This is a genomic window from Achromobacter sp. JD417 (assembly GCF_041879325.1).
Lineage (GTDB): Bacteria > Pseudomonadota > Gammaproteobacteria > Burkholderiales > Burkholderiaceae_B > Achromobacter > Achromobacter mucicolens.
In genome coordinates this window covers 5,285,006-5,309,782 of record NZ_CP087159.1, presented here as the reverse complement: position 1 = coordinate 5,309,782, position 24,777 = coordinate 5,285,006, and the positions used below count along the sequence as shown (strand labels likewise).

Sequence of the window (24,777 nt, the reverse complement as noted above, 5' to 3'; positions counted from 1 at the left end):
CAGGATCGCAGAACATGGCAACCCCTCCCGCAGCGGGCGCGAATCACCGGGTGCTGATCGTCGAGGACGACCACATCATCGCCGGCAACCTGTACAGCTTCCTGGAGGCGCGCGGCTTTCTTCCCGACGTGGCCTACAGCGGACCCGCCGCCTTGCAGCAGTTGCAGACGCAACGCTTTGACGCCGTGCTGCTGGACATCGGCCTGCCCGGCATGGACGGCAACGCCGTGCTGCATGCCATGCGCACGGAACGGCGGCTGGCCGTGCCGGTGCTGATGCTGACCGCGCGCGACAGTCTCGAAGACAAGCTGGCGGGCTTTTCGCACGGCGCCGACGACTACCTGACCAAGCCGTTCGCGCTGCTCGAGGTCGAGGCCCGGCTGCTGGCGCTGATCCAGCGCGCCAAAGGGTCGACGGTGGACGCCGAGCGCACGTTCGGCCCGCTTCAGTTCGACGCGCGCAGCCGTGTCGTGTCGGTCAGCGGCGTGCCGGTCCATCTGACCCGCAAGGCAAGTCTCATCATCGAAGTGCTGCTGCGCGATCCGGGCCGCGTGGTCACGCGCGAGGAACTCGAATCCGTGTTGTGGGGCAACGAGCCGCCCTCGTCCGATGCGCTGCGCAGCCAGGTGCACCTCTTGCGCCGCGCGCTGGCCGACGCGGGCTTTGACGGCATCGAGACCGTGCACGGCACGGGCTGGCGCCTGGCTTTGCCCGGCGCCGCATCATGAGCCGCGCCGCCGCCGGCACCTTGACCCAGCGCGTCGTCTGGGCGCTGACGGGCGCGGTGGCGCTGTTTGTCACGGCGCTTGCCCTGCTGGCCTACCTGACGTTCGACCAGATGGAGGACGATCTGGTCAACGACATCCTCAACACCGAAATGGATCGCCTGGTCCAGCATGCGCGCAGCAGCGACGAGTTCCTGCCGCGTCGCGGCCCGCGTGAACTGGGCGGGTCCATGCGCGCGTGGCTCAGCGTGGACGACCAGCCGCCCGTCGGCATGCCGCCGGAGCTGCTCTCGCTGGAGAATGGACTGCACCTCATCGAACCGGGCGCGTACACGTGGCACGTGATGGTGGCCGAGACCGACCGCGGCAAGGTGTATCTGCTGTACGACGCCACCGACAACGAAGAGCGGGTGCACGACTTCGGCCTGATCGTGCTGGGCGTGGGCGCGCTATGTGTGGTGTTGGCCTATGCGCTGTCGCGCCGCGTGGCGGCAGTGGCGGTCGGGCCGCTGCTGGACCTGACGGACCGGCTGTCGACATGGGCGCCCGGGTCGCCCGACATGGCGGTCACGCGCGACGACGAGGCCGGGCGGCTCATCGAAGCCTTCAACCGCGTGCAGGGCCAGGTCGACCGGTCGATCGCCCGCGAACGTGAGTTTGCCGGCAATCTCAGCCATGAAGTGCGTACGCCGCTGGCGGCGATCCGGTCCGACAGCGAACTTATGCTGCTGACGCAAGCGCTGACGCCGGACCAGCAGCAGCGGCTGACGCGCGTGGTCGACAACGTGGACCACGTGATCGTCAGCCTGGAAAGCGCGCGCGCGATGGCGCGCGACCAGTTGCGCGAGCCAGAACCCGTCGACATTGCCGCCTGTATGGAAGACGCCTGGCGCGGCTACGCCGCCCAAGCCGCGCTGGCAGACCTGCGCTTCGATAACCAGATTCCGGCCAGCCAGGTGCTCTCGCTGGACCGCTACGCCCTGCTGACCGTCCTGCGCAACCTCGTGCGCAACGCCATCGAGCACGCCGCGCCGGCCACGCTGACCGCGTCGCTGGATGCGCAGGGCGGGCTGGAACTGCGCGACGACGGCAAGGGCATCGCCGCCAGCGATCTGCCGTTCCTGTTCCGCCGGTATTTCAGCGGCCGCATGCGCGATTCGGGCGAGTCGGGCAGCGACGAGGCGGCGCGCGGATTGGGACTGGCGATCGCCAAGCGCGTATGCGACATGCAGGGCTGGTCGCTCACGGTCGAGTCCTCGCAAGAGGAGCCTGCGCGCGGCACCCGCTTCCTGTTGCGATTCCGGCAGGCCGAGATGGCAGCGCCTACCACGCGAATTTGACGAATTTTCGACTGTCGGACCCGTAAAGTGCGCAGGCCCGAACCGTCCGGAAAATCCCGATCATGCCGTCCCCATTACTGCCGGCGCCGCACGCGCCGACGAGAGCCTTTTACCTGCTCACCCATGTCGGGGCCGTGACGCTGCTGCTTGCCTGCCTGGCATGGTGGGCCAAGGAGTCGGGGCTGGACATGTACATCGCGCGTGCGCTCTTTGATCCGGTGATCGACGATTTTCCGCTGCACGGCAGCCGGTGGCTGGAGTTGCTGGGCCACCGCATCGTGCTTGCCCTGCCGATCGGCGTGGGCCTGGCCGCAGCCGGCATCGCCGCCGCCAGCTACCGCATCCCGGCATGGCGCCGCTGGCGCGGCGCGGCGATCGCCGTGGCGGCATCGTGCCTGACCGGGCAAGTGCTCATCAATCAGCTCAAGCATCACACGACGCTGCCGCGTCCCTACGATCTGGAGACGCTGGGCGGCTACACGCCGTATCCGGTGCACTGGTGGACCTGGGCGCGTGCGCGTGCCGGCGGCGCCTTGCCCAGCGGCCATGCCGGCGCGGGCTACGCGCTGCTCAGCCTGTACTTCGCGGGATGGGCGCTGGGCCGGCCTGCGTGGCGCTGGAGCGGGCTGGCGATCGGGGTGGCGGCGGGCGTGGGCTTTTCCGTCGTGCGCATCCTGCAGGGCGCGCACTTTCTCAGCCAGACGCTGTGGTCCGCCGCCCTGATGTGGCTGCTGGCCGCCATTTTCTTCTATCCGGTGATCGTGGGACGGACCGCGCACGGCCCGTCCCGCGCGCCGCGCGTCAGTTGAGCAGCACGCCCGGCAGCCACAGCGAGAACGCCGGCACGTAGGTCACCAGCGCCAGCGCGGCCAGCAGCGCGCCGTAGAACGGCCAGATGGTGCGCATCACCGTTCCCACCGATACCCCGCCGATGGCGCATCCCACGAACTGCGTGGTGCCCACCGGCGGCGTGTTCAGTCCCAGCGCGCAATTCAGCAATATCACCATGCCGAACTGCACGGGCCCCATGCCGTACTGCATGCAGATCGGCAGGAAGATCGGCGTGCAGATCAGGATGGTGGCGGCCATGTCCAGGAACGTGCCCAGCACGAACAGGATGATGTTGACCATCAGGAAGATGGCCCACGGCTCCGTCGAAATCGACGCCATCAGCTGCCCGGTCTTCTCGGCCACGCCATAGAAGCTGATCAGGTAGCCGAACGTGGCGGAGATGCCGATCAGCAACAGCACCACGCCCGTCGTCTTTACCGCCTTGCTGGCCGCGCGGACGAACTGGTCCCAGGTCAGCGAGCGGTAGACGAAGATCGTCAGCGCCAGCGCATACAGCACCGCCACCGCCGCGGATTCTGTCGCGGTGAAGACGCCGCTCAGGATGCCCGCGATGATCAGCACCACCACGAACAACCCCGGCGCCGCGGCCACCAGCGAGCGGAACACGATGTGCCAGCCCGGGAAGGTGCCTGCCGGATAGCCCCGGCTGCGCGCCACGAAGTAGGCGGCCGCAAGGTTGCACGCGGTCAGGATCAGGGCGGGCACGACGCCTGCCGCAATCAGCGCCGCGATGGACACCTTGCCGCCCGCGGCCAGCGTGTAGATGATGATGTTGTGGCTGGTCGGCATCAGCGCGCCCACCAGCGCCGCGTGGGTCGTGACGTTTACCGCGTAGTCGGCGTGATAACCCTCGCGCTTCATCATCGGGATCATCACCGACCCCATCGCCGACACGTCCGCCACGGGCGATCCCGACACCCCGCCGAACAGCGTGCAGGCCACCACGTTGGACATGCCCAGGCCGCCGCGCACATGGCCTACCAGCGACTTGGCGAACGCCACGATGCGGTCGGCAATGCCGCCGTACAGCATCAGTTCACCGGTGAAGATGAAGAAGGGGATGGCCAGAAACGAAAACGCGTTCATGCCCGAGGTCATCTGCTGGAAGGCCACTGCCAGCGGCAGGTCTTCGTACATGATGGCCGTGATGGACGACAGGCCGATGGCGAAGGCCACCGGCACGCCGATCACGAGGAACCCCATGAAGGTGAAGGACAGCAGTGTCAGCGCCATGCCGGTACCACCTTCTGGTTGCGCAGGATCGCGATGATGTGCTCGACGGAAAAGAGCGCGATCAAGGTGCCCGACAGGGTTGCAGGAACGTACTTCCACGCGTTGGAGATGCCCAAGTTGGGAATCTTGTAGGCCGCGACGGACTCGGCCAGCACGCCGCAGTTCCAGGCCATCAGCACGCCGAACAGCAGGACGAGCAGATGGATGAAGATGCGCAGGCGCCGTTGCCCGGCGGGGGGCAGGGCGTCGAGCAGGGACTCGAAGCCGATGTGCCCGGCGTCGCGCACGCCAACCGCCGCGCCCAGCATGGTGACGTACAGCACCAGCAGGAGCGCCAGGCTTTCCGCCCAGGTCGGCGTGCTGTTCAGCACGTGGCGGCCGAAAATCTGCAGCGAGACGGCGGCGATCAGGCAGATCAGCCCGAATACGCTCGTCCACATGCAGATCCGCGCCAATCGGGCGCAGGCGCGGGAGTAGGCATCCAGCGGGGCAGCCAGGGCTTCTTCCCGGCCCCCCGCGGCGACATCTGGTTCATTCGTGGGTGTGGCCAACATGATGTCCTCACTGCACGGCCTGGATCTTGGCGACCAGGTCCTTCATTTCAGGGGTGGTGACGAAGCGTTCGTAAACCGGCTTCATCGCGCACTGGAACGAGGGTTTGTCGACCTGCGAGATCTGCGAGCCCGCCTTCTCGACCACCGCGCGCGACTTCTGCTCGCGCTCGTCCCACAGCTTGCGCATGTAGGGCACCGATTCGCGCGCCGCTTCGCGCAGGATCTTCTGGTCGTCGGGCGGCAGCTTGTCCCACTGGCGCTTGGAGAAGATCAGGATCTCGGGCGTCATCGTGTGCTCGGTCAGCGAATAGAACTTGGCGACCTCGTAGTGATGCGCGCTTTCGTAGCTGGGGAAGTTGTTCTCGGCCGCATCCACCAGCCCGGTCTTGAGCGACGTGTACACCTCGCCCATCGGCATCGGCGTGGCGTTGCCTCCCATCGCCTCGACCATCGCCACGGACAGGTCCGACTGCTGCACGCGGATCTTCAGGCCCTTGGCGTCGGCCAGCGTCTTGATCGGCTTCTTGGTCGTGTACATCGAGCGAGAGCCGCTGTCGTACCAGGCCAGGCCCACAAAGCCGGCCCCCTCGCACGAGCGCAGGATCTGATCGCCGATCTCGCTGTCCAGCACCTTGTGCAGATGCTCCTTGGAACGGAACAGGAACGGCAGCGACGGCACGCGGGTGGTCTGGCAGATGTTGTGCATCGCCGCGCTCGACACGCGGGCCATGGCCAGCGCGCCCAGTTTCACCTGTTCGATCGAATCGTCTTCGTTGCCAAGCGCGCCGCCAGAGAACACCTTCACGGTGATGCGGCCGTTGGTCCGTTGCTTGACCAGATCGCCGAAGTGGCGCACGGCCTGCACAGTGGGGTAGTCGTCGGGATGGATGTCCGCGGAGCGCAGCTCGGCGGCGTGAGTGGCGGGAATCAGCGTCAGCAAGGCGGCCGCGGCCAGAACGGCGCGGCTCAGGTGAGGGTGCAGCATGTCTACCTCCGGATGGGGTACGGCGTTTCGTTGAGGGCCGGGACGGCCCCGAAGCTCTTTGATATGCACTGACCTGCTCGGGGTGGGCGCAAAGGGCGCGCCCGTCGGGTGCTAACCGGCGCTGGCGGTTTCCTCCAGACCCTGCACGCCGGGGTGCAGGGCGAACACGGCGCCGTCCAGCGCGCCGGGCGCGGCATTGCCCGGGCGGATCGACGTCACGAAAAGCGTGTCCATGCGGGAGCCGCCGAAGGCGCACATGGCGACCTTGGCGGCGGGGACGTCCAGGGTGCGGTCCAGCCGGCCGTCGGGGGTGTAGCGATACACCTTGCCGGCGTCGTTGCCGCAAATCCAGTAGCAGCCCGCCGCGTCCACCGCGGCGCCGTCGGGACGGCCTGCGGGCAGGGCGTCAATGAAGACGCGGCGGTTGGCCGGCACACCCGTCTCGGTGTCGTAGTCGAACGCCCACACAGTGGCGCGCGAGGGGTGCGAATCGGACAGGTACATCGTCCGGCCCTGCGGGCTGAACGCCAGTCCATTGGGCACGATCAGGCCGTCGAGCAGGACGGTCACGCCGCGCGCGTCATGCCGGTACAGCGCGCCGGCGGGCGAGGCCAGGGCCATGTCCATGACCATGGTGCCCGCCAGAAACCGGCCTTGCCGGTCGCAGCGGCCGTCGTTGAACCGCATGCCGGGCGCGGCATGGGCAACGGATGCGAGCGGGCGCGCAGCGCAGGCCTGGCCTTCACGCAGTGCGTCGCAAGCATAAAAGCCATCCTCCATCGCCAGCAGCCAGCCGTCCCCCCGCATGGCGATGCTGCCCGCCATCTGCGGCAGCGCCCACTGCGCGAATGCGCCGGTCTCCGGCGTCCAGCGCCAAAGGGTCTTGCCGGGAATGTCGGTCCAGTAGAACGCCTGGTCGGCCCGGCGCCAGATTGGGCTTTCTCCGACGCCGCACAACACAGTTCCCAGACGTTCGGCGGTGGTGGACATGGGAGGCTTCAGGCGTTCGGGAAAGGGAAGGGGCCGGCCTTGACGAAGGCGCCGCCCTGATACCGCGCGGCGGGGTCGTCCGCGGCCAGCGCGGGCTGCGCTTCGACCTTTGCGCGGAATGGTTCCGACGAATCCCTGGGCGCAAAGCCCAGCACTGCCGCGCCGCTGTTGTCCCACCAGCTGTCGCGGTTGGCCGATGCGCCATACACGATGAGGTGGCCGACGTCCGGCGTGAACAGGGCGCGGACGACGAGGTCGGTCAGGTCGTCATGACTGAGCCAGGTGACCAGCATGCGCCGGTCCTTGGGTTCGGGAAACGACGAACCGATGCGCAGGCACACGGTCTGGATGCCGTAGCGGTCGAAATAGAAGCGGGAGAGGTTTTCGCCATAGGCCTTGCTCAGGCCGTAATAGCCGTCGGGCCGCAGAGGCACGTCCGCGTCCAGCGTCTGGCCCTGCTCGTAGAAGCCGATGACGTGGTTGGAACTGGCGAACACCACGCGCTGCACGCCATGCAGGCGGGCGGCTTCGTAGACGTTGTAGACGCCCTGGATGTTGGCGGGAAGAATTTCCTCGAACGGGCGTTCCACCGAGACGCCGCCCAGATGCAAGATGGCGTCCACGCCGCGCACCAGTTCCGACACGGCGGCGGCGTCGGCCAGGTTGCAGGGGACGACTTCCTCGCCCGGCTGCGCGGGCGCCATGGCGGCCACGTCCGACACGCGCAGAATGTCCGCATGGGCTTTCAATCGGGGACGCAGTACAAGGCCCAGGTTGCCGGCGGCGCCGGTCAATAACAAACGATGACACCGGGAAGATGCAGGCATGTTGTTGACAGCTCGGCTCATGACGCAACGCTCTGTGAATGGCGCGGTGGAGTGGACTTGTCTGGTACGTTATCGTACAACTGTCGCGAAGTATAATGATCGCCATTTTCCAGCGTCAAGCGCTGCGCAACCGTCTTCGGATAATTCCTGATGAACGCTCCTGTCGATACCCCTGTCCTGCCGCAGCGTCGTCCCCGCAACCTGGCGCAAGGCCTGGTCGAGAACATTTCCGAACGCATCCGCAGCGGCGAAATCCGTCCCGGCGACAAGCTTCCCACCGAATCGGCCATCATGCGTCAGTTCGGCGTCAGCCGCACGGTCGTGCGCGAGGCGCTCTCGCGGTTGCAGGCCTCGGGCCTTGTTGAAACGCATCACGGCGTGGGCACGTATGCGCTGGAACCGAGCGGGGGCGGCGATTTCCGCGTGGACCCGGCTGACATCGCCACCGTGCGCGACGTGCTGGTCCTGCTGGAACTGCGTATCTGCCTGGAAAGCGAGGCCGCGGGCCTGGCGGCCATCCGCCGCAGCGAAGACCAGTTGCAGGCGATGCGGCGCGCGCTCGATGCCTTCAAGCTGGCGCTGGACAGCGGCGGCGACACCATCACGCCGGATTTCCAGTTCCATCTGCTGGTGGCCCAGTCCACCGACAATCGCTACTTCGCGGACCTCATGGCGCATCTGGGGTCCGCCATCATTCCCCGCACCCGCATCAACTCGGCAAAGTTTGCCCACGAAGACCGCGCGGCGTATCTGGCGCGCGTGAACCTCGAGCACGAAGACATCTACAGCGCGATCACACGGCAGGACCCCGAGGCCGCGCGCGCTGCCATGCGCACGCACCTGAGCAACAGCCGCGAGCGCCTGCGCCGGGCGCAGTAGTGCGCTCGTGGCCTTGCTTGCTGCAAGTGTGATGTCGTACAACGTTTGAACAGGTCTGGCCGCCATCGATAAATCCAAAACCGCGTTACTCTTGGCGCGGTTATTTTTTTTGATCATCGAAACGGCATGGTTTTGCGCGGCACACACGGCAGTACGCATTCTTCATGGGGGCAGGCATTGCCCCACGCGCGCGAGGGGCTGGCATGCGTCGCCTGACTCTTCGATTCATCATTGCCATCCTGGCGCTCCTGACGCTGTCGCGCTTGGGGCTGGCCTTCTGGATGTGGGACCGCGTCGAAGCGGCCGGAGGCCTCGGCCCGCTCCTTTTTGGCGGACTGCGCATCGACGTGTGCCTCTTGTCGATGGTGATCGCGCTGCCGGCGGTGTTTTCGCCGTGGTTCGGTCACCGGCCGCTTGCCGTGCGCATCACCGCATGGTGGTTCCGCGTCTGGTGGATGCTGTACGTGCTGCTGGAGGTATCGACCCCGCAGTTCATCGCCGAATACGACACGCGGCCCAATCGCCTGTACTTCATCTACCTGCTCAATCCGAAGGAAGTGGGCTCGATGCTGTGGCAGGGCTACAAGGGCGTGCTGCTTGCCGCGTTCGTGGTGCTTGTCCTTGCGGCGTGGCTGGCGGTCAAGTTCTTCCCGACGCGCTCGCGCGATTCTTTCATGGCGTGGTGGAAGCGGCCCATCGCGTCCTTCGTGATCCTGGCGCTGGTGTTCCTGGGCGCGCGCGGCACGCTGGAACACCGCCCCATCAATCCGGCCAAGGTGGCGTTCAGCTCGGACGCCATGGTGAACGCGCTGGCGCTCAATTCGTTGTACAGCGTGTTCGATGCGGCGTACCGCATGCGGGACGAGCGCTCGTCGGCCGCGATGTATCCCAAGATGGCCGTGGACGAGATGAACGCCATCGTGCGCGAGAAGGCCGGCATGACCGGCGCGCCCATGGACCCCAAGCTGCCCAGCCTGCATGAACAGAAGGCGACCGTGCGGCGGGACAAGCCGCTGAACGTGGTGATCATCCTGCAGGAAAGCCTGGGCGCGCAGTACGTCGGCAGCCTGGGCGGGCGCGACCTCACCCCGAACATCGACCGCTTGGGCAAGGAAGGCTGGATGTTCCACCGCGCTTACGCCACCGGCACGCGCTCGGTGCGCGGCATCGAAGCCGTGACCGCGGGGTTTTTGCCCAGCGTGGCCGACGCCGTGGTCAAGCTGCCGCGTTCGCAGACGGGCTTTTTCACGCTGGCGCAGTTGCTGGGCAAGCATGGCTATCACTCGCGCTTCGTGTACGGCGGCGAGTCCCACTTCGACAACATGCGCGCCTTCTTCCTGGGCAACGGCTTTGACGAGATCGTGGATCGGCCCAAGTTTGTCGACCCCGTATTCGAAGGATCGTGGGGCGCCTCGGACGAAGACATGTTCAATCAGGTCGACCGTCTGCTGCGCGCCGATGGCGACAAGCCGGTGTTCACGCTGGCGTTCTCGGTGACCAACCATTCGCCCTGGGAATATCCGTCCGGGCGCATCCAGCCCGTGGGCGATCCGGCCACGGTGGACAACACGGTGCGCTATGCGGACTGGGCGCTGGGCCAGTTCTTCGAGAAGGCGCGCAAGGCGCCGTATTGGGACAACACGGTTTTCCTCGTCATTGCCGACCACGATTCTCGCGTGTACGGGTCCATTCCCGTGCCGGTGCGGCACTTCCAGATCCCCGCGCTGATCCTGGGCGCGGGCATCGCGCCGCGGCAGGACGATCGCCTGGTCAGCCAGATCGACATGGCCCCGACGCTGCTGTCGCTGATCGGCCTGGACAACGTGAACCCCATGCTGGGCGTGGACCTGACGCAGCGCGATCCCAACCGCGCGATGATGCAGTACGCGGACAACTTCGGTTATCTGAAGGGCGATCAGCTGCTGGTGCTGGAGCCCGCCAAGGCGCCCCGGCAGTTCAGCTACAAGGCGGCGCCGGTGGGGCAGGATGAAACGTACGCGCCGGTCGAGCCTGCGGACCCGGCCTTGACCCAGGAGGCGCTGGCGCACGCGCTGTGGGCAAGCTGGGCGTACCGCGAAGAGAAGTACCGCCTGCCTTGATCCTACTCAAGCCTCATTCCGCGGGCCGATAGCACACTGGCGGCCATGACAACGCCGAACCCCTCCACGGGAGCCTCCCGCGCCGCATCCCCGGCGCTTTCGCACGCCCAACCCGCAGCGCCGCAACCGGGGCGCCGCCTGGCCATCCCCGTGCCGCGCGGCCGGCTGGCGTGGATAACCGGCGTGCTCAGCACCCTCTGGCTGGCCGTCAACACGCTGTTCTGGTGCCTGCTGCTGTTCCCGGTCTCGCTGCTGAAGCTGGCGTTGCCGTTTGCCGCGGTCAGGCGGCGCATCGATCCCATTCTTAACGGCATCGCCACGGCGTGGGTATCGTGCAATACGGGCTGGTTCATGCGCATTCAGCCCCAAGCCTGGGATATCCAGGGCAATCAGGGCCTGCGCTATGCGGACTGGTATCTGGTCAATTGCAACCATCAATCGTGGGTCGACATCTTCGTACTGCAGTACGCGCTGAACCGGCGCATCCCGCTGCTCAAGTTCTTCCTCAAGCAGCAGCTCATCTATGTTCCGGTCATCGGACTGGCGTGGTGGGCGCTGGACTTTCCCTTCATGAAGCGGCACGGCAAGACGGCCCTGCGCAAAAACCCGGATCTGGGGCGCCAGGACCAGGAAGCCGCGCGCCGCGCCTGCGCCAAGTTTTCGCTGGTGCCCACCAGCGTGATGGTATTTGCCGAAGGCACGCGTTTCAGCCCAGCCAAGCGCACGGCGCAGGGTTCTCCGTACCGGCATCTGCTCAAGCCCAAGGCGGGCGGGTTGGCGGTGTCTTTGAATGCGATGGGCGCGCGGTTCCGTTCGATGATCGACGCGACCATCGCCTATCCGGACGGCGTGCCCAGCTTCTGGGATTTTGCCTGCGGACGCGCAGGGCAGGTGGTGGTGCGCATGCGGCAGTTGCCGGTGCCGCCGGCCTTCTGCGAAGCCGATTACTCGCGCGACAAGGCGTTTCGCACCACGTTCCACCAATGGCTCGGCCAGCAGTGGCAGGCCAAGGACGACGAGATCGAGGCGCTTGTCGGGGGGGCGGGTACGCCGCTCCCCCCAAACCCTCCCGCCAGTTAGCGGGTTTGCGGCGGGCGCAGCCTTAGACGCGCGCGGGCAGCACGACGCCCGAGCATTCCCCGAAGCCGATGCGCGGATAACCCGCCTTCACGCATTCGGCGCGGATGATGATCTGGTCGCCGTCCTGCAGGAACGTGCGCTTCTCGCCCCACGGCAGTTCGATTGGCGCTTTGCCGCCATTGCTCAATTCCAGCAGCGAACCAGCTTCCGCCGGACGCGGGCCGGACAGCGTGCCGGTGCCCAGCATGTCGCCCGGTTGCAGATTGCAGCCATTGACCGTGTGATGCGTGATGAGCTGCGCCACGTTCCAGTACGCATCGCGGAAGTTGCTGCTGGACAGCTGCACCGGCGGCGTGCTTGCGGCGCGGGATTGCTCGGTGGTCATCAGCACTTGCATCTGCACGTCATAGGCGCCCTTGGCGCGGTTGGCGTCCGACGACAGGTACGGCATCGGCTGGGGTTCGCCCGCGCCGCGATTCCATTGCGTACGGAACGGCTCCAGCGCTTCCATCGTGACGATCCACGGCGAGATCGTGGACGCGAAGTTCTTGGACAGGAAGGGGCCGAGCGGCTGGTATTCCCAAGCCTGAATGTCGCGCGCCGACCAGTCGTTCAGGATGCACAGGCCGAACACGTGCGAATCGGCATCGGCCAGCTCGATGCGTTCACCCTGGGCGTTGCCCGTGCCCACGAAAATCCCCAGTTCCAGTTCATAGTCCAGGCGCGCGCAGGGGCCGAACTGCGGCGTTTCGCCTTCGTTCGCGGGGCGGGTCTGGCCAACCGGACGCGGGAATTTCTGATTCACGCCGATGCTGGAGGCGCGGCCGTGATAGCCGATGGGCACCCACTTGTAGTTCGGCAGCAGGGGATTGTCGGGGCGGAACTGCTTGCCCACGGCGGTGGCGTGATGCACCGAGATATAGAAGTCGGTGTAGTCGCCGATGCGGGCGGGCGTGGTGTATTCGGCATCCGCTTGCGCGACCAGCAGCGGCTCCACGGTGGCGCGCAGGGCGGCGCCTTCGCGCAGCGCGCGCGACAGGGCCAGGCGCAGCGCGCTCCAGTGCGATTGGCCCAGGGCCATCAGCGCATTCAGGCTGTCGGTGGCGCAGGCGGCCAGGGCTTCAGCGGCCAGGCCTTCGAACGGCTGCTTGCCGGCCAGCGCGGCCAGGTCCAGGATATGGTCGCCGATGGCCACGCCGGGCCGGAAGGATTCTTGCGTGCCCTTGCGGCGGAAAGCGCCGTAGGGCAGGTTCTGCACGGGGAAATCCGACGTGTCCGAATTGGCGCTGGCGACCCAGCTCTTCAAGGACGGGTCGTGGGTTTCGTTGATGGTGGTCATGGCTGCGTGTCTCGGTCAGTGTGGTTATGGGAGCCGGCCGGGCGCACGGGCTTGCCGCGCGCCGGATACATGAAACGCCAAACGGCGATGCGCTCTTCGCGCATCGCCGCCGGCAACGAAGGCTGACGCGGGCGCGTCACGCCTTCTTGGGATCGAAGTGCTTTGCGATGCCCTGCCAGCACCGGTAGTAATCGCCCTGCAATTCTACCGACGCCAGCGCCTGCTCCGTCGGGCGGATCACGCGGCGGGTCTCGAACATGAACGCCATCGTGTCGCGGATGTAATGCGCTTTGCTGGTGTCCGCATGCGAGGCCTTCTCGAACGTCTCGGCATCGGGGCCGTGGCCGCTCATGCAGTTATGCAGGCTCGCGCCGCCCGGCGCGAAGCCATCGGCCTTGGCGTCGTACACGCCCTGGATCAGGCCCATGAATTCGCTGGCGATGTTGCGGTGGAACCAGGGCGGACGGAACGTGTTCTCCATGGCCAGGATGCGCGGCGGGAAGATCGCGAAGTCCATGTTGGCCGTGCCCGGGGTGTCCGAAGGCGCCGTCAGCACCGTGAAGATCGACGGATCCGGATGGTCGAAGCTGATCGAGCCGACGGTGTTGAAGTTGCGCAGGTCGTATTTGTAAGGGGCGTGCGTGCCATGCCAGGCCACCACGTTCAGCGGCGAGTGGTCGATCGAGGCGCGCCAGAAGCCGCCCGTGAACTTGGCGATCAGTTCAAAGTCGCCGTCCACGTCTTCGTACCAGGCCACGGGCGTCTTGAAGTCGCGCGCGTTGGCCAGACAGTTCGAGCCGATCGGGCCCAGTTCCGGCAGACGCAGCGCCGCGCCAAAGTTCTCGAGCATGTAGCCGCGCGCCGTGCCGTCCAGCAGCTCTACGCGGAACCGCACGCCGCGCGGAATGACGGCAATCTCCAGCGGTTCCAGGTCGATCAGCCCCAGTTCGGTGGCCAGGCGCAGACGGCCCTGTTGCGGCACCAGCAGCAGCTCGCCGTCGGCGTTGTAGAAGTAACGGCCCTGCATCGAACGGTTGGCCGCGTACAGATGGATGCCCACGCCGCCCTGTTCGTCAGGGCCGCCATTGCCGCCCCACGTCTTTACGCCTTCCAGGAAATCCGTGGGCGCGTCCGGAATCGGCATCGGGCTCCAGCGCAGCTGGTTCGGCGTGACCGGGCCGTGGCCGAACGTGCTCAACCAGCCGGTGGCGCCGTCGAAGGCTTCAAAGGGCTTGTGCTGCGCGCCCGGACGGATCCGGTACAGCCATGAGCGGCGGTTCTCGGCGCGGGGCGCGGTGAAGGCCGTGCCGGAAAGCTGCTCGGCGTACAGGCCGTAGGGACATTGCTGCGGCGAATTGCGGCCGATGGGCAGAGCGCCGGGCAAGGCCTCGGTGGCGCAATCGTTGCCGAAGCCGGTCTGGTATTGCAGTTCCATGGAATCCTCCTGGGGCGGCGGGCGCGGTGCTTGGCCGCGCGGCTTGGTGTGGTGGCCGGCGCGGGCGTTGCCCCAGCCGATGTGCCATTGTCGGAAAAAATCCCTGTTGCGGCTACGGGAATGCAAAAATAGCGACTATAAATTTTGTGAATAGTAGGGGGCCCCGATGGCCGAGCTGCGCGACGTCGACCTGAACCTGTTGCTGCTGTTTCAACACCTGCTCGAAGACCGCAACCTGTCGGCGGTGGCGCGGCGCATGGATCTGTCGCAGCCGGCGGTCAGCAATGCCCTGCGGCGCCTGCGCACGGCGTTCGGCGACGAACTCTTTGTGCGCACGGCGCAGGGCATGCTGCCCACGCCGCGGGCCCAGCGGCTGGCTGGACCCGTCAGCGAAGCGCTGGGCCTGCTGTCGCAGGCGTTGCAGGACCAGGACGTGTTCGATGCGGCCACCAGCAACCGGCGCTTTCGCGTGGCCATGACGGACGTCGGCGAAATCCACTTCATGCCGCGCCTCATGGAAGTCTGTGTCCAGAAGGCGCCGCAGGTCCGGATCGACTCCGTGCGCGTGCTGGGTCCGGACCTGCCGCGCGAGATGGAGTCGGGCCGGGTGGACTTGGCGATCGGGGCGTTCGATGAAATGGGGGCGGGCACGTTGCAGCGGATGTTGTTTCGCCAGGGTTATGCCACGCTCTTTCGCCGGGCGCATCCCACCGCGCATGCGGGCATGGGGATCAAGGCGTTCCGCGCAGAGCGTCACCTCATCGTGTCGCGCGCGGCGCCCTATGGGCAGGTCAACCAGTCGATGGAGCGGGCGGGGGTGGATCTGGCCGAGCATTTCAGCGTGCCGCATTTTTCCGCGGTGCCCTACATCGTCAGCGCCACCGACCTCTTGGCGACCGTGCCGGAAAAGCTGGCAGCCAGCGCCGCCGCGCCGTTCGGCCTGCGCTTCATGACCCCGCCGCTCAAGGTGCCGGCGCTGCAGACCAACATGTACTGGCAGCGCCGGGTGGACCGCGACGGCGGCAATCAGTGGCTGCGCGCCCTGATCGTCAATACCTTTGCGGTCGGTTCCTAGCGGCCCGCGCGGCGCCGCGCCGTGATGGCGGGTACGGCGTTTTAGGCCGTCTGCGTCACGGAAGCGCGTGCGTGATGCAAGGCTTCCTTCAGCAGCGCCAGATCGCCCAGGTGGTTGGCCAAGAGCAGGATCAGCGCCGCATTCAGCTCCTGGCTCTGCTCGTTGGACAGGTCGCGGTGGGCGTCGATCAGCGCTTCGTAGAAGTCGTCCGGCGCGGCGAGGTTGGTGTCGGTGATAAGCATGGGGATAACCTCTGAAATCACGCGCGGCCGGTCGCGCGATGAACGGCGGCGGCGACGGCGTCGGGTTCGAAGGCGCGCCAGCGCGCGGCGATGTGCTGATCGGGGCGGATCAGGTAGGCGGTGCCCGCCTGCGCGTCGTAGCGCTTGGCTAGGCAGCCTTCGCTGTCCCGCACCACCGCCACCTCGGCGGGCAGCGCGGTCAGGTCGCACTGCGCATCGGCCACCAGCACGGCCTTGACGGGCACCGGCGCCATGCGCAGCGCCTGCAACGCGGCCAGTGTCTCGCGGGCGGGCAGCGTGGCGCCGCAGAACACCGCCAGCACAAACTCGCCATCCAGCTGCGACAGCCACCAGCCCGGTTCACCCTGCAATTGCACCGGCGCATCCAGCGCCACCGCGCCCGGCGCCATGCGGCCGGTGAAGGCGTCGGCGTCTGGCGTGTTCAGCGGCGATCCGGCGTAGGTGGCCGGCAGCGACAGGCGGCCGCTGTTCACCAGCGATCGCGCGAACGGATGGTCCTTGGCCAGATTGAGCACCGCATTGCGGAAGCTGCGGCTGATCTCGCTCTTGGGCGTGATGAAGTCGGTGGCGCGCGACGAGTTCAGGATGTTCTCGTCGGCGGCGAACTCGCGTTCCGCGCTGTAGCTGTCGATCAGCGTGTCGGGCGCAAGCCCCGCCAGCACCAGCTTGAGCTTCCAGGCCAGGTTCTCGGCATCCTGCACGCCACTGTTGGCGCCGCGCGCGCCGAACGGCGACACGCGATGCGCGGCGTCACCCGCGAAGACGATGCGGCCGTGGCGGAACTTGTCCATGCGCTCGCACGCAAAGGTGTAGACGCTGACCCATTCCAGGTCGAACTGCGCGTCCGGCCCGAGCAGCGCCCGGATGCGGGGCAGCACGTTCTCCGGCTTGACGGCTTCGACGGGGTCCGCATTCCAGCCCAGCTGAAAGTCGATGCGCCAGACATTGTCGGGCTGCCGGTGCAGCAGCACCGATTGGTTGGGGTGAAAGGGCGGGTCGAACCAGAACCAGCGCTCGGACGGGAAATCCGCCGTCATCTTGACGTCGGCAATCAGGAACCGGTCGCGGAAGATGCGGCCGTGGCTTTCCTGGCCGATGAGCTTGCGCACGGGCGAGCGCGCGCCGTCGCAGGCGATCAGCCAATCGGCATGCAGCGAGTACGGGCCTTCCGGCGTTTCCACGGTCAGCGTCACGCCATCGTCGCCTTGCATGACGCCGGCGACCTTGTTCTTCCAGCGCAGCTCGATGTTGGGCTGCTGGCGGGCCGCTTCGTACAGATAGCCTTCGGCGTAGTACTGCTGCAGGTTGATGAACGCCGGGCGCCGGTGGCCGGGCTCGGGCAGCAGGTCAAAACGCCACACTTCCTGCTCGCGGAAAAACACCTTGCCCACGTTCCACGACACGCCCTTGTCGATCATGCGCTGGCCCACGCCCAGGCGGTCCCAGATTTCCAGCGTGCGCTTGGAAAAGCAGATGGCGCGCGATCCGGTGGACAGCCGGTAGTCGTCGTCCAGCACCACCACGTGCACGCCTTGACGCGCCAGGTCCAGCGCCGTGGTCAGGCCGACGGGGCCGGCGCCCACCACCACGACCTGATGGCGCGCGAGGCTGGCCGCCGTCTGGTCCGCATGCTTTTCATAGGCGAACTCCATCGCCTGAAAGTCGATGTCTCCCACGGTTGTCTCCTGTGTGGGTCATTTTCTAGTTATGCGGACACGCTGCGCCGCAAGGGGTCGCGCGTGTCCGGTTCTTGCTTGTCGAGGCAGGGTGGGGGGATCAGCCTTCCAGCTGCGCCCACATTTCCAGGTCGCGCCTGTCGGTCCAGATGCGCGGGTGCGTGTGGCCCGTGGCTTCGTCGTAGGCGCGGGACACGTCGAACGGCATGCAGTGGTCGAAGATCACCCAGTCGCTGTAGCGCGGCTTCATGAAGTCGTAGACCTCGCGGTAGATCGTCTTCAGATCCTTGCCTTCGGCCACGCCGCGGTTCACGGCGCCGTACAGGTCCGTCAGGAAGGCGCGCGTGCCGGCCAGGCCCTGGCGCACTTCGGTGGCGTTCTTGAGGGCGGGGCCGCGGCCCGGGACCATCTTTTCGGCTTCAAAGCCCGCCAGCGCGTCCAGCGTGGTCGGCCAATCGCGGAAGTAGGCGTCGCCGCAGTAGGGCGTGGACTGGTATTCGACCAAGTCGCCGGCGAACAGGATCTTCTGTTCGGGCAGCCAGGCAATGGTGTCGCCTTTGGTGTGGCCGCGGCCGACCTGCAGCAGCTTGACTTCCAGGTTGCCCAGATTGACCGTCATCTCGCCCTTGAACGTCATGGTCGGCCAGACCAGGCCCGGCGGAATCGACTCGGCGTTGCGGAACAGGCGCGGGAAACGGCCGATCTCGCTGGCCTTGTCCTGCTCGCCGCGTTCGGCGATCAGGTCGTAGGTGTCGCGGCTGGCCAGGATTTCCTGGGCGTTGTAGGCCGAGGCGCCAAACACGCGCACGGCGTGATAGTGCGACAGCAGGATGTATTTGATGGGCTTGTCCGTCACTTCGCGGATGCGGCGGATCACGTCTTCGGCCATCACTGGCGTGGCTTGGGTGTCGATCACCATGACGGCCTCGTCGCCGATGATCACGCCCGTGTTGGGGTCGCCTTCGGCCGTGTAGGCATAGGCGTTGTCGGACAGCTTTTCGAACGAGACGACCTTGTCGTCCAGGTCCGCGTGCGAGGCGAATTGCTTGCTCATGGAGGCTCCTTCCACTTTTCTAGGAATAGGGTGTGTGGAAGGAAATATAGTCCTGCGTTAGTTTTCGTGCAATACGTTTGCTATAAACGAATTCCCGAGTTGTAACGGCGATTTCTCCAGGCGCGTTGTCACGCCGCCCATCACTTCCGTTGGCATTTTGGGCAGTAGTAGGTGGCGCGCTGCCCCTGGACAAAGCGGCGGATCGGCGTGCCGCAGACCCGGCAGGGCAGCCCTTCGCGCTCGTACACGGCCGCGTGGATCTCGAAGTAGGCGCCCGGTTCGCCGCTGGCGCCCACGTAGTCGCGCAGGGTGCTGCCGCCGGAGGTGAGGGCGTCGGCCAGCGTGGCCCGCACCATGTCGGCCAGGCGCTCGCAGCGGGCCAGCGATAGCTTGTTGGCCGGGGTCTTCGGGTTGATGCGCGCGCGAAAGAGGCTTTCCGACGCGTAGATGTTGCCCACCCCCACGACCGCCATGCCGGCCAGCAGCACCTGCTTGACCGCGGCGCCGTGGTTCTTGAAGTGCCGGTGCAACCAGGCGCCGTCAAAGCGCGGGTCGAAGGGTTCGATGCCCAGCTTGGCCAGCAGCGGGTGGGCTTCGAGGGGCCCGTCGGCGTCGTCGTGCCACAGCACGGCGCCGAATCGGCGCGGGTCGTGCAGGCGCAGGACGGCGCCGTCGAAGATCCATTCGACATGGTCGTGCTTGCGCAGGAATTCACCGGGCGCCACGCTGCGCAGGGAGCCCGACATGCCCAGATGCACGATCTGGGTGCCATGTTCGAAGCGCAGGAGCAGGTACTTGCCGCGCCGCGCACATTCCAGCACGGTGCGTCCGCCGATCAGGGACGGCAGCTCCGGCGGGATGGGCCAACGCATGCGGGGTTCGTGAACGACCAGTCGCGATAGCGTCTGGCCGGTGATGATGGCGTCGATTCCTCGGCGCGTGGTTTCGACTTCAGGCAGTTCCGGCATGAGCCAGTGTAAGATCATCAATTGCGTGTACGAAGATTGTGCCATCAACCGGACGGGCCGCGTGAAGTCGTCTTTTAAACAAATGAATATCGGGATCGCCGCGTTGGGGCTTGCGCTGGCAGCAATCATGGCCCCGCCGGCCCAGGCCGCCGACGGCCGGACGCGTGACGCGACGGGTCCACGGATGGCTCCCCAGAACCGCCAGCCTGAAACCGAAGTCATCCGCCTGCGCCCAGGTCAACTGCCTTATGTGTCGCTGACCGGCGATATCTTCTACCGCGTACTGGCTTCCGAGATCGCCGCCCAGCGGGGCATGTACGGCACCGCCGCCACCACCATGGTCGGTCTGGCCCGCGACACCGGCGATCCCCGCCTTGCCCGCCGCGGCCTCGAGTTCCAGCTTGCCGGGGGCAATCTGCCCGGAGCGCTGGATGCCGCCCGCGTCTGGGCCCGTCTGGCCCCCAACGACATCGAAGCCAGCTCCACCGAACTGGCGCTGGCCGCCGCCAATGGCCAGACCAAGGGCCTGGCCCAAGCGCTGCGCAAACGCATTGATTCCTCGCGCGACAAGCCGGCCGCCATCGGCCAGGCGCTTGCCGTGCTCAGCCGCCTGAACGACCGCCGCCTTGCACTGCGCATCCTGGACGAATCCCTGAGCGACAGCGTGCGCAAGCTGCCCGCCGCGCACCTTGCGCTGGCCGACGTGGCTTCCGCCGCCGGCGACTACGAGCGCGCTGCCCAGGAATCGCGCGCCGCGCTGGCCGCCGACCCCAAATCCGAAGGCGCCGCCCAGCGCGTGCTGGAGTACGGCTCCAAGGTCGATCCCAAGCGCGCGCAGACCGAGGCCCGCGCCTTCATCAACCGCAATCCCGGCGCGCGCAAGGTCCGCCTGATGCTGGCCGGCCAGCTGGCCGACAGCGGTGACTACGACGCCGCCCTGGCCGAGCTTCAGGCCATGTCGCGCCGCTCGCCCGAAGATTTCGACCTGCTCTTCATGCAGGCCCAGCTGGCCTACAAGTCCGGACAACTCGCGCAGGCCAAGACCCTGTTGCAGCAGTATCTGGACGTCCAGAACCAGCGCCAGCGGGCCACGGTGCCCGGCGCCACCGACGCCGGGGCGGCTGCCGCCGATGCGCACGTGCTGCTCGCGCGCATCGCCGAAGACCAGGGCCGCTACGACGAAGCCATCGCCGAACTCGGCCGTATCGACGACCCCACGCTGCGCTATTCCGTGCGCATGCGCCAGGCCGCGCTGCGCGCCAAGAGCGGCCGCGTGGACGAGGCGCTGGCCATGATCGACTCGGCCGGCCCGCAGGACGAAGAAGAACGCGCTCTGGGTTCGCTGACCAAGGCGCAGATCCTGCGCGATGCCGACCGCATCGGTCAGGCGGTCAGTGCCCTGGAAGCCGCGGACCAGGCGCTGCCGGACACGGTCGAGATCAAATACGAACTGGCGATGCTGTACGAACGCCAGAACCGTCTGGCCGACCTGGAGCGCATGCTGCGCCAGGTCATCGCGCTGGATCCGGACCATGCCCATGCGTACAACGCACTGGGATACACGCTGGCCGACCACAACCAGCGCCTGCCCGAAGCCCTCGATCTCATCACGCAGGCGCTGGAGCTCTCGCCCAACGATCCGTTCATCCTCGATAGCATGGGCTGGGTCAAGTTCCGCATGGGCGACACCATTGCGGCGGCGGACTACCTGCGCCGCGCCTACAGTGTGCGTCCCGAAGCCGACATCGCGGCCCATCTGGCCGAGGTGCTTTGGGCGCAGGGCAAGCGCGATCAGGCGACGGACCTGCTGCGCGCCGCCTTGCAGAAGGATCCCAAGAACAAGACGGTCCAGGACGTCGTCAAGCGCCTGGGGGTCAATCTGTGACGGCAGTCTTTGCAGGATTTCGCGGCGCGGCGTCCGGCCTGCGCTGGGTGGCGCTGGCGCTGCTTGCCTTCACGCTTGCTGCCTGCACGTCCTTGCCCAAGCCCATCGAAGGGGCCGGCGACGACGCGTTCTCGCGCATTGGCCGCTTTGCCATCACCGTCAACGAAGAAGGCGGCAAGCAGAATGCCGTGCAGGGCGGCTTCTCGTGGTCCGACGATGGGCGCCGCTATGTGCTGGACCTGACCAATCCGCTGGGATCGACCGAAGCCCGCGTGGAAGGCCGCCCCGGCGCCGCCAGCCTCACCAAGGCCGACGGCACGCGCCTGGTCGCCGACAACCCCGATGCGCTCGCCGAGGACGCCCTGGGCAGCAGCATGCCCGTTTCGGGCTTGCGCGACTGGCTGCGCGGCAAGCTGGCGGCAGATCCGCAGGCCTCTGACGTCAAGCGCGACGAATTGGGCCGCCCCATCGCCTTCGAGCAGGGCGGCTGGCGCGCCAACCTCTCCCGCTACGACGAAAAAGGGCCCCAGCTTCTCGTGCTGGAGCGTCTGGAGCCGGGCCGCCGGATCCTCGTTCGGCTGGTCGTCAATCAATCCTGACCCCGTGCGGCTTCTCGGCCGCACGGTGCACCCGGCGCCATCGAATACGGGTTAACCCTTACCACACCCGCGGATTTCCAATCAAGCGAATAAGCGCCGCAAAACGGGGCGTGTTACCGCTTGAAATATATTGCCTTGACTGAATAATTCTCCCTGCCTTAGCGCGAGGTACTTACGCGCAGCAGCAATCGGGGTCGACGCGAGTCTGCCGCCCACCCTTTTGGAGAATGGCCATGTTCAGGAACACCCGCATCGCGACGGTGCTATTGGGAATCATCGCGATCTTTTTCACCTTCCAGCTGGTGATCGGCGCAATGGGCTTTGCCGCCCTGCGCCAGACCAACCAGGATGTCGCGCAGCTCTATCGCCTGTCGCAGCAGCAGGTCAACGCGGTGAACGCCGCTTCGCTGTCGCTGGTCGCGGCGCGTACCGACCTCAGCCGCTACGCCACCCGCGTCGCGCAAGGCAACACCGACGACAAGACCTCGCTCGTCGCGGCGCGCCAGCGCATCGTGTCGGCCGACCGTGCCTTCCAGGGCTTTTCCAGCGGCCTGACCGCCGAGGAAAAAGCGGAATCGGCCGCCATCATCGACGCCTACACCAAGCTCAGCACCAACCTGCAGAACGTGGGCCGCGTCCTTGAGGCGGGCGACATGGAGGCTTACTTCAAGCAAGGCACGCAGTCGGTGCAAGAGCGCCTGGTGAGTGAGCGCGATGCGTTCATCCAGCGCGCCGAGGCCACCGGCCAGGCGGTCATGGACGAAATCTCCATGTTCAACTCGCTCTTCACCGGGCTGCTCGCCGGTATTCTGGCGCTGGGCCTGCTGGTGGCCGTGGGCGCACACGTACTGATCCGCCGCATGATCGTGCGTCCGCTGGTCGAGGCCGGCGAGGTCTTTCGCCGCATCGCCGAAGGCGACCTGACGCGCCGCGTCGCCGACTTCGGCAAGAACGAAATCGGCGCGCTGCTCAGCGCGCTCAAGGGCATGCAGGACAGCCTGGTGCGCACCGTGTCGGCCGTGCGCCGCGGCGTCGACGAAATCAACGTCGGCGCGCGCGAGATCTCCTCGGGCAACACCGATCTTTCCAGCCGCACCGAAGAGCAGGCCGCCTCCCTCGAGGAAACCGCGGCCAGCATGGAAGAGCTGGCCACCACCGTGAAGCAGAACGCCGACACCGCGCGTGAAGCCAACCGCATGGTCGCCGCCTCCGAAGCCGTCGCGCAGCGCGGCGGGCAAGCGGTCTCCAGCGTGGTCGAAACGATGCGCGCCATTTCGGGCAGCTCGTCGCGCATCGCCGACATCGTGGGCGTGATCGACGGCATCGCGTTCCAGACCAACATCCTGGCGCTCAACGCGGCGGTGGAAGCCGCACGCGCGGGCGAGCAGGGTAAGGGCTTTGCCGTCGTCGCCAGCGAAGTGCGCACGCTGGCGCAACGCAGCGCTGCGGCCGCCAAGGAAATCAAGCAGCTCATCGAGGACTCCGCGCAGAAGGTCGGGGTGGGTTCGGAGCAGGTTGAAAACGCAGGCGCCACGATGCGCGAGATCGTCGAGTCCGTGCAGCGCGTGACCTGCTTGATGGCCGAGATTTCGTCCGCTTCCGAAGAGCAGGCCACCGGCATCGACCAGGTCAACCGCGCCGTGTCGCAGATGGATAGCGTGACGCAGCAAAACGCCGCGCTCGTCGAAGAGGCGGCCGCCGCGGCCGGTGCGCTGGAAGAGCAGGCGCGCCAACTGGCCGGCGCCGTGTCGGTCTTCAAGCTGCCCGACGGTCAGGTCATCGACGCGCCCGCAGCCAGGCTGGGCGCCAGCATGACGCCGCAACTCGCGTAACGTCACCTCGCAGTTCCGCCATCAGCGCGTGTCTACACGCGTTGGGCGCACGGGCCGGCCCGCCAGTTTTCCTGGCGCGCCGGCCCGTCTCGCTAGAATGACGGAATCCTTTCGCACCGGTTATCTTTCGTGACTCTCTACGACGTTCCCGCTCCCGCCAAGCTGAATCTCTTTCTGCACGTCGTGGGCCGCCGCGCCGACGGCTATCACCTGCTGCAGACCGTGTTCCGCTTCATCGATCTGTGCGACACGCTGCACTTCGAGGTGCGCGCCGATGGCGTCATCAGCCGCGCCACCGACCTGCCAGGCGTCCCGGAAGATGAGGACCTCACCGTGCGCGCCGCGCGCTCGCTGCAAAAGGCCACGGGCACGCGCCAGGGCGCGCAGATCAGCCTTGAAAAACGCATTCCGCAAGGCGGCGGCCTGGGCGGCGGGTCCAGCGATGCGGCATCGGTCCTGATCGCATTGAACAGGTTGTGGAACACGGGACTGTCGCGTCAGGAACTCATGGCGCTGGCGTTGCCGCTGGGCGCGGACGTGCCCGTCTTCGTCTTCGGCCAGTCAGCATTCGCGCAGGGTATTGGCGAAGATCTCACGGCCGTGACGCTGCCCGAACGCGCCTATCTGGTGGCGCAACCGGACGCCAGCGTGCCGACCGTTGGCATTTTTTCCGCACCCGATTTGACAAGGGATTCTTCTTACATCACAATAGCGGACTTTCTTGCTTCGCAAACATTTTTGCCTAGCGAATCTAGCAGTGAATTTGCCAGCGGTGAATTTGCCAAAGGATGCGCGCTTTACGGAAGAAATGATTTGGAGCCGGTGGTCTACCGTCTTTATCCTGAGGTACTTGGGGCATCGCGGTGGCTTGCTGAGCGGGGTTTCCCTGTTCGCATGTCGGGATCAGGCGCATGTTTATTCGCCGAATTTTCCGAAACATCGCAGGCCGTTTTGGCAGAACAAGAAATAACCGCTATAATGCGCGGCGCTGATAAAACATTCAGCCAAACGCATCCACGGTTTCGGTTAGTGCAGGCATGTACTGGATTAGCTGAACATCCGTTGCGGAATTGGATTGCAAGATAGT

Annotated in this window: 22 protein-coding genes; 11 read left to right on the top strand and 11 right to left on the bottom strand. The window is 66.4% G+C overall.

Going from position 1 to position 24,777, the window contains the following annotated elements; translation table 11 throughout:
- Positions 1–14 precede the first annotated feature (14 nt).
- From LN047_RS24495 to LN047_RS24485, 3 genes are all read left to right on the top strand, one after another.
- Entirely contained in the window at positions 15–728 is a 714-nt protein-coding gene (locus LN047_RS24495) for a response regulator transcription factor (RefSeq protein WP_128828970.1), read from the top strand.
- Positions 725–2,065, top strand: a complete 1,341-nt coding sequence (locus tag LN047_RS24490) for a sensor histidine kinase (protein WP_373980460.1) — start codon at positions 725–727, stop codon at positions 2,063–2,065. Before LN047_RS24495 ends, LN047_RS24490 begins: the two co-directional genes overlap by 4 nt.
- Before the next feature lie 62 nt (positions 2,066–2,127).
- Positions 2,128–2,874 carry a phosphatase PAP2 family protein gene (locus tag LN047_RS24485; RefSeq protein WP_082586359.1) on the top strand — a complete coding sequence of 249 codons (747 nt, stop codon included), beginning with the start codon at positions 2,128–2,130 and terminating at the stop codon, positions 2,872–2,874.
- Here LN047_RS24485 and LN047_RS24480 read toward each other — a convergent pair.
- The 5 genes from LN047_RS24480 to LN047_RS24460 form a co-directional block, all read right to left on the bottom strand.
- A complete protein-coding gene (locus tag LN047_RS24480; protein ID WP_280020400.1) occupies positions 2,867–4,150 on the bottom strand; it encodes a TRAP transporter large permease in 1,284 nt (427 codons plus the stop codon). The genes LN047_RS24485 and LN047_RS24480 overlap by 8 nt on opposite strands.
- A complete protein-coding gene (locus LN047_RS24475) occupies positions 4,141–4,704 on the bottom strand; it encodes a TRAP transporter small permease (protein WP_217618214.1) in 564 nt (187 codons plus the stop codon). Before LN047_RS24475 ends, LN047_RS24480 begins: the two co-directional genes overlap by 10 nt.
- Positions 4,705–4,711: 7 nt before the next feature.
- Positions 4,712–5,689, bottom strand: a complete 978-nt coding sequence (locus tag LN047_RS24470) for a TRAP transporter substrate-binding protein (protein WP_373980459.1) — start codon at positions 5,687–5,689, stop codon at positions 4,712–4,714.
- A gap of 111 nt (positions 5,690–5,800) precedes the next feature.
- Positions 5,801–6,679, bottom strand: coding sequence for an SMP-30/gluconolactonase/LRE family protein (locus tag LN047_RS24465; protein WP_179690325.1), 879 nt, complete (start codon positions 6,677–6,679; stop codon positions 5,801–5,803).
- Positions 6,680–6,687: 8 nt separating this feature from the next.
- Positions 6,688–7,527: an NAD-dependent epimerase/dehydratase family protein gene (locus tag LN047_RS24460; protein WP_373980458.1), complete on the bottom strand. Its 840-nt coding sequence runs from the start codon at positions 7,525–7,527 to the stop codon at positions 6,688–6,690.
- 129 nt (positions 7,528–7,656) lie between these two features.
- Between LN047_RS24460 and LN047_RS24455 the strand changes: the two genes are divergently transcribed.
- From LN047_RS24455 to LN047_RS24445, 3 genes are all read left to right on the top strand, one after another.
- Complete coding sequence (locus LN047_RS24455) at positions 7,657–8,385, top strand: FadR/GntR family transcriptional regulator (protein ID WP_056325338.1); 729 nt, start codon at positions 7,657–7,659, stop codon at positions 8,383–8,385.
- Positions 8,386–8,588: 203 nt separating this feature from the next.
- Positions 8,589–10,484: an LTA synthase family protein gene (locus tag LN047_RS24450; protein ID WP_280023512.1), complete on the top strand. Its 1,896-nt coding sequence runs from the start codon at positions 8,589–8,591 to the stop codon at positions 10,482–10,484.
- A 150-nt stretch (positions 10,485–10,634) separates the two neighbouring features.
- Positions 10,635–11,564, top strand: coding sequence for an acyltransferase (locus LN047_RS24445; RefSeq protein WP_373982182.1), 930 nt, complete (start codon positions 10,635–10,637; stop codon positions 11,562–11,564).
- 22 nt (positions 11,565–11,586) lie between these two features.
- Here LN047_RS24445 and fahA read toward each other — a convergent pair whose 3' ends face one another.
- Entirely contained in the window at positions 11,587–12,903 is a 1,317-nt protein-coding gene (gene fahA, locus LN047_RS24440; RefSeq protein WP_373980457.1) for a fumarylacetoacetase, read from the bottom strand.
- 136 nt (positions 12,904–13,039) lie between these two features.
- Positions 13,040–14,338 carry a homogentisate 1,2-dioxygenase gene (gene hmgA / locus LN047_RS24435; protein WP_056325347.1) on the bottom strand — a complete coding sequence of 433 codons (1,299 nt, stop codon included), beginning with the start codon at positions 14,336–14,338 and terminating at the stop codon, positions 13,040–13,042.
- A 166-nt stretch (positions 14,339–14,504) separates the two neighbouring features.
- Here hmgA and LN047_RS24430 point away from each other — a divergent pair, with 166 nt between their 5' ends.
- Positions 14,505–15,413, top strand: a complete 909-nt coding sequence (locus tag LN047_RS24430) for a LysR family transcriptional regulator (protein WP_373980456.1) — start codon at positions 14,505–14,507, stop codon at positions 15,411–15,413.
- A gap of 41 nt (positions 15,414–15,454) precedes the next feature.
- Here the strand turns inward: LN047_RS24430 and LN047_RS24425 are convergent, their stop codons facing one another.
- From LN047_RS24425 to mutM, 4 genes are all read right to left on the bottom strand, one after another.
- Positions 15,455–15,655 carry a DUF2783 domain-containing protein gene (locus tag LN047_RS24425; RefSeq protein WP_056325352.1) on the bottom strand — a complete coding sequence of 67 codons (201 nt, stop codon included), beginning with the start codon at positions 15,653–15,655 and terminating at the stop codon, positions 15,455–15,457.
- 17 nt (positions 15,656–15,672) lie between these two features.
- Positions 15,673–17,352, bottom strand: a complete 1,680-nt coding sequence (locus LN047_RS24420; RefSeq protein ID WP_373980455.1) for an FAD-dependent oxidoreductase — start codon at positions 17,350–17,352, stop codon at positions 15,673–15,675.
- A 100-nt stretch (positions 17,353–17,452) separates the two neighbouring features.
- Positions 17,453–18,406 carry an MBL fold metallo-hydrolase gene (locus LN047_RS24415; protein ID WP_373980454.1) on the bottom strand — a complete coding sequence of 318 codons (954 nt, stop codon included), beginning with the start codon at positions 18,404–18,406 and terminating at the stop codon, positions 17,453–17,455.
- Between the two features lie 140 nt (positions 18,407–18,546).
- Positions 18,547–19,374: a bifunctional DNA-formamidopyrimidine glycosylase/DNA-(apurinic or apyrimidinic site) lyase gene (mutM, locus tag LN047_RS24410; RefSeq protein ID WP_373980453.1), complete on the bottom strand. Its 828-nt coding sequence runs from the start codon at positions 19,372–19,374 to the stop codon at positions 18,547–18,549.
- Here mutM and LN047_RS24405 point away from each other — a divergent pair.
- From LN047_RS24405 to ispE, 4 genes are all read left to right on the top strand, one after another.
- Entirely contained in the window at positions 19,373–21,259 is a 1,887-nt protein-coding gene (locus LN047_RS24405) for a tetratricopeptide repeat protein (RefSeq protein ID WP_373980452.1), read from the top strand. The genes mutM and LN047_RS24405 overlap by 2 nt on opposite strands.
- Positions 21,256–21,858, top strand: a complete 603-nt coding sequence (lolB, locus tag LN047_RS24400) for a lipoprotein insertase outer membrane protein LolB (protein ID WP_152382587.1) — start codon at positions 21,256–21,258, stop codon at positions 21,856–21,858. Before LN047_RS24405 ends, lolB begins: the two co-directional genes overlap by 4 nt.
- A gap of 233 nt (positions 21,859–22,091) precedes the next feature.
- A complete protein-coding gene (locus LN047_RS24395) occupies positions 22,092–23,690 on the top strand; it encodes a methyl-accepting chemotaxis protein (protein ID WP_373980451.1) in 1,599 nt (532 codons plus the stop codon).
- Between the two features lie 129 nt (positions 23,691–23,819).
- Positions 23,820–24,776 carry a 4-(cytidine 5'-diphospho)-2-C-methyl-D-erythritol kinase gene (gene ispE, locus LN047_RS24390; RefSeq protein ID WP_373980450.1) on the top strand — a complete coding sequence of 319 codons (957 nt, stop codon included), beginning with the start codon at positions 23,820–23,822 and terminating at the stop codon, positions 24,774–24,776.
- Position 24,777 lies beyond the last annotated feature (1 nt).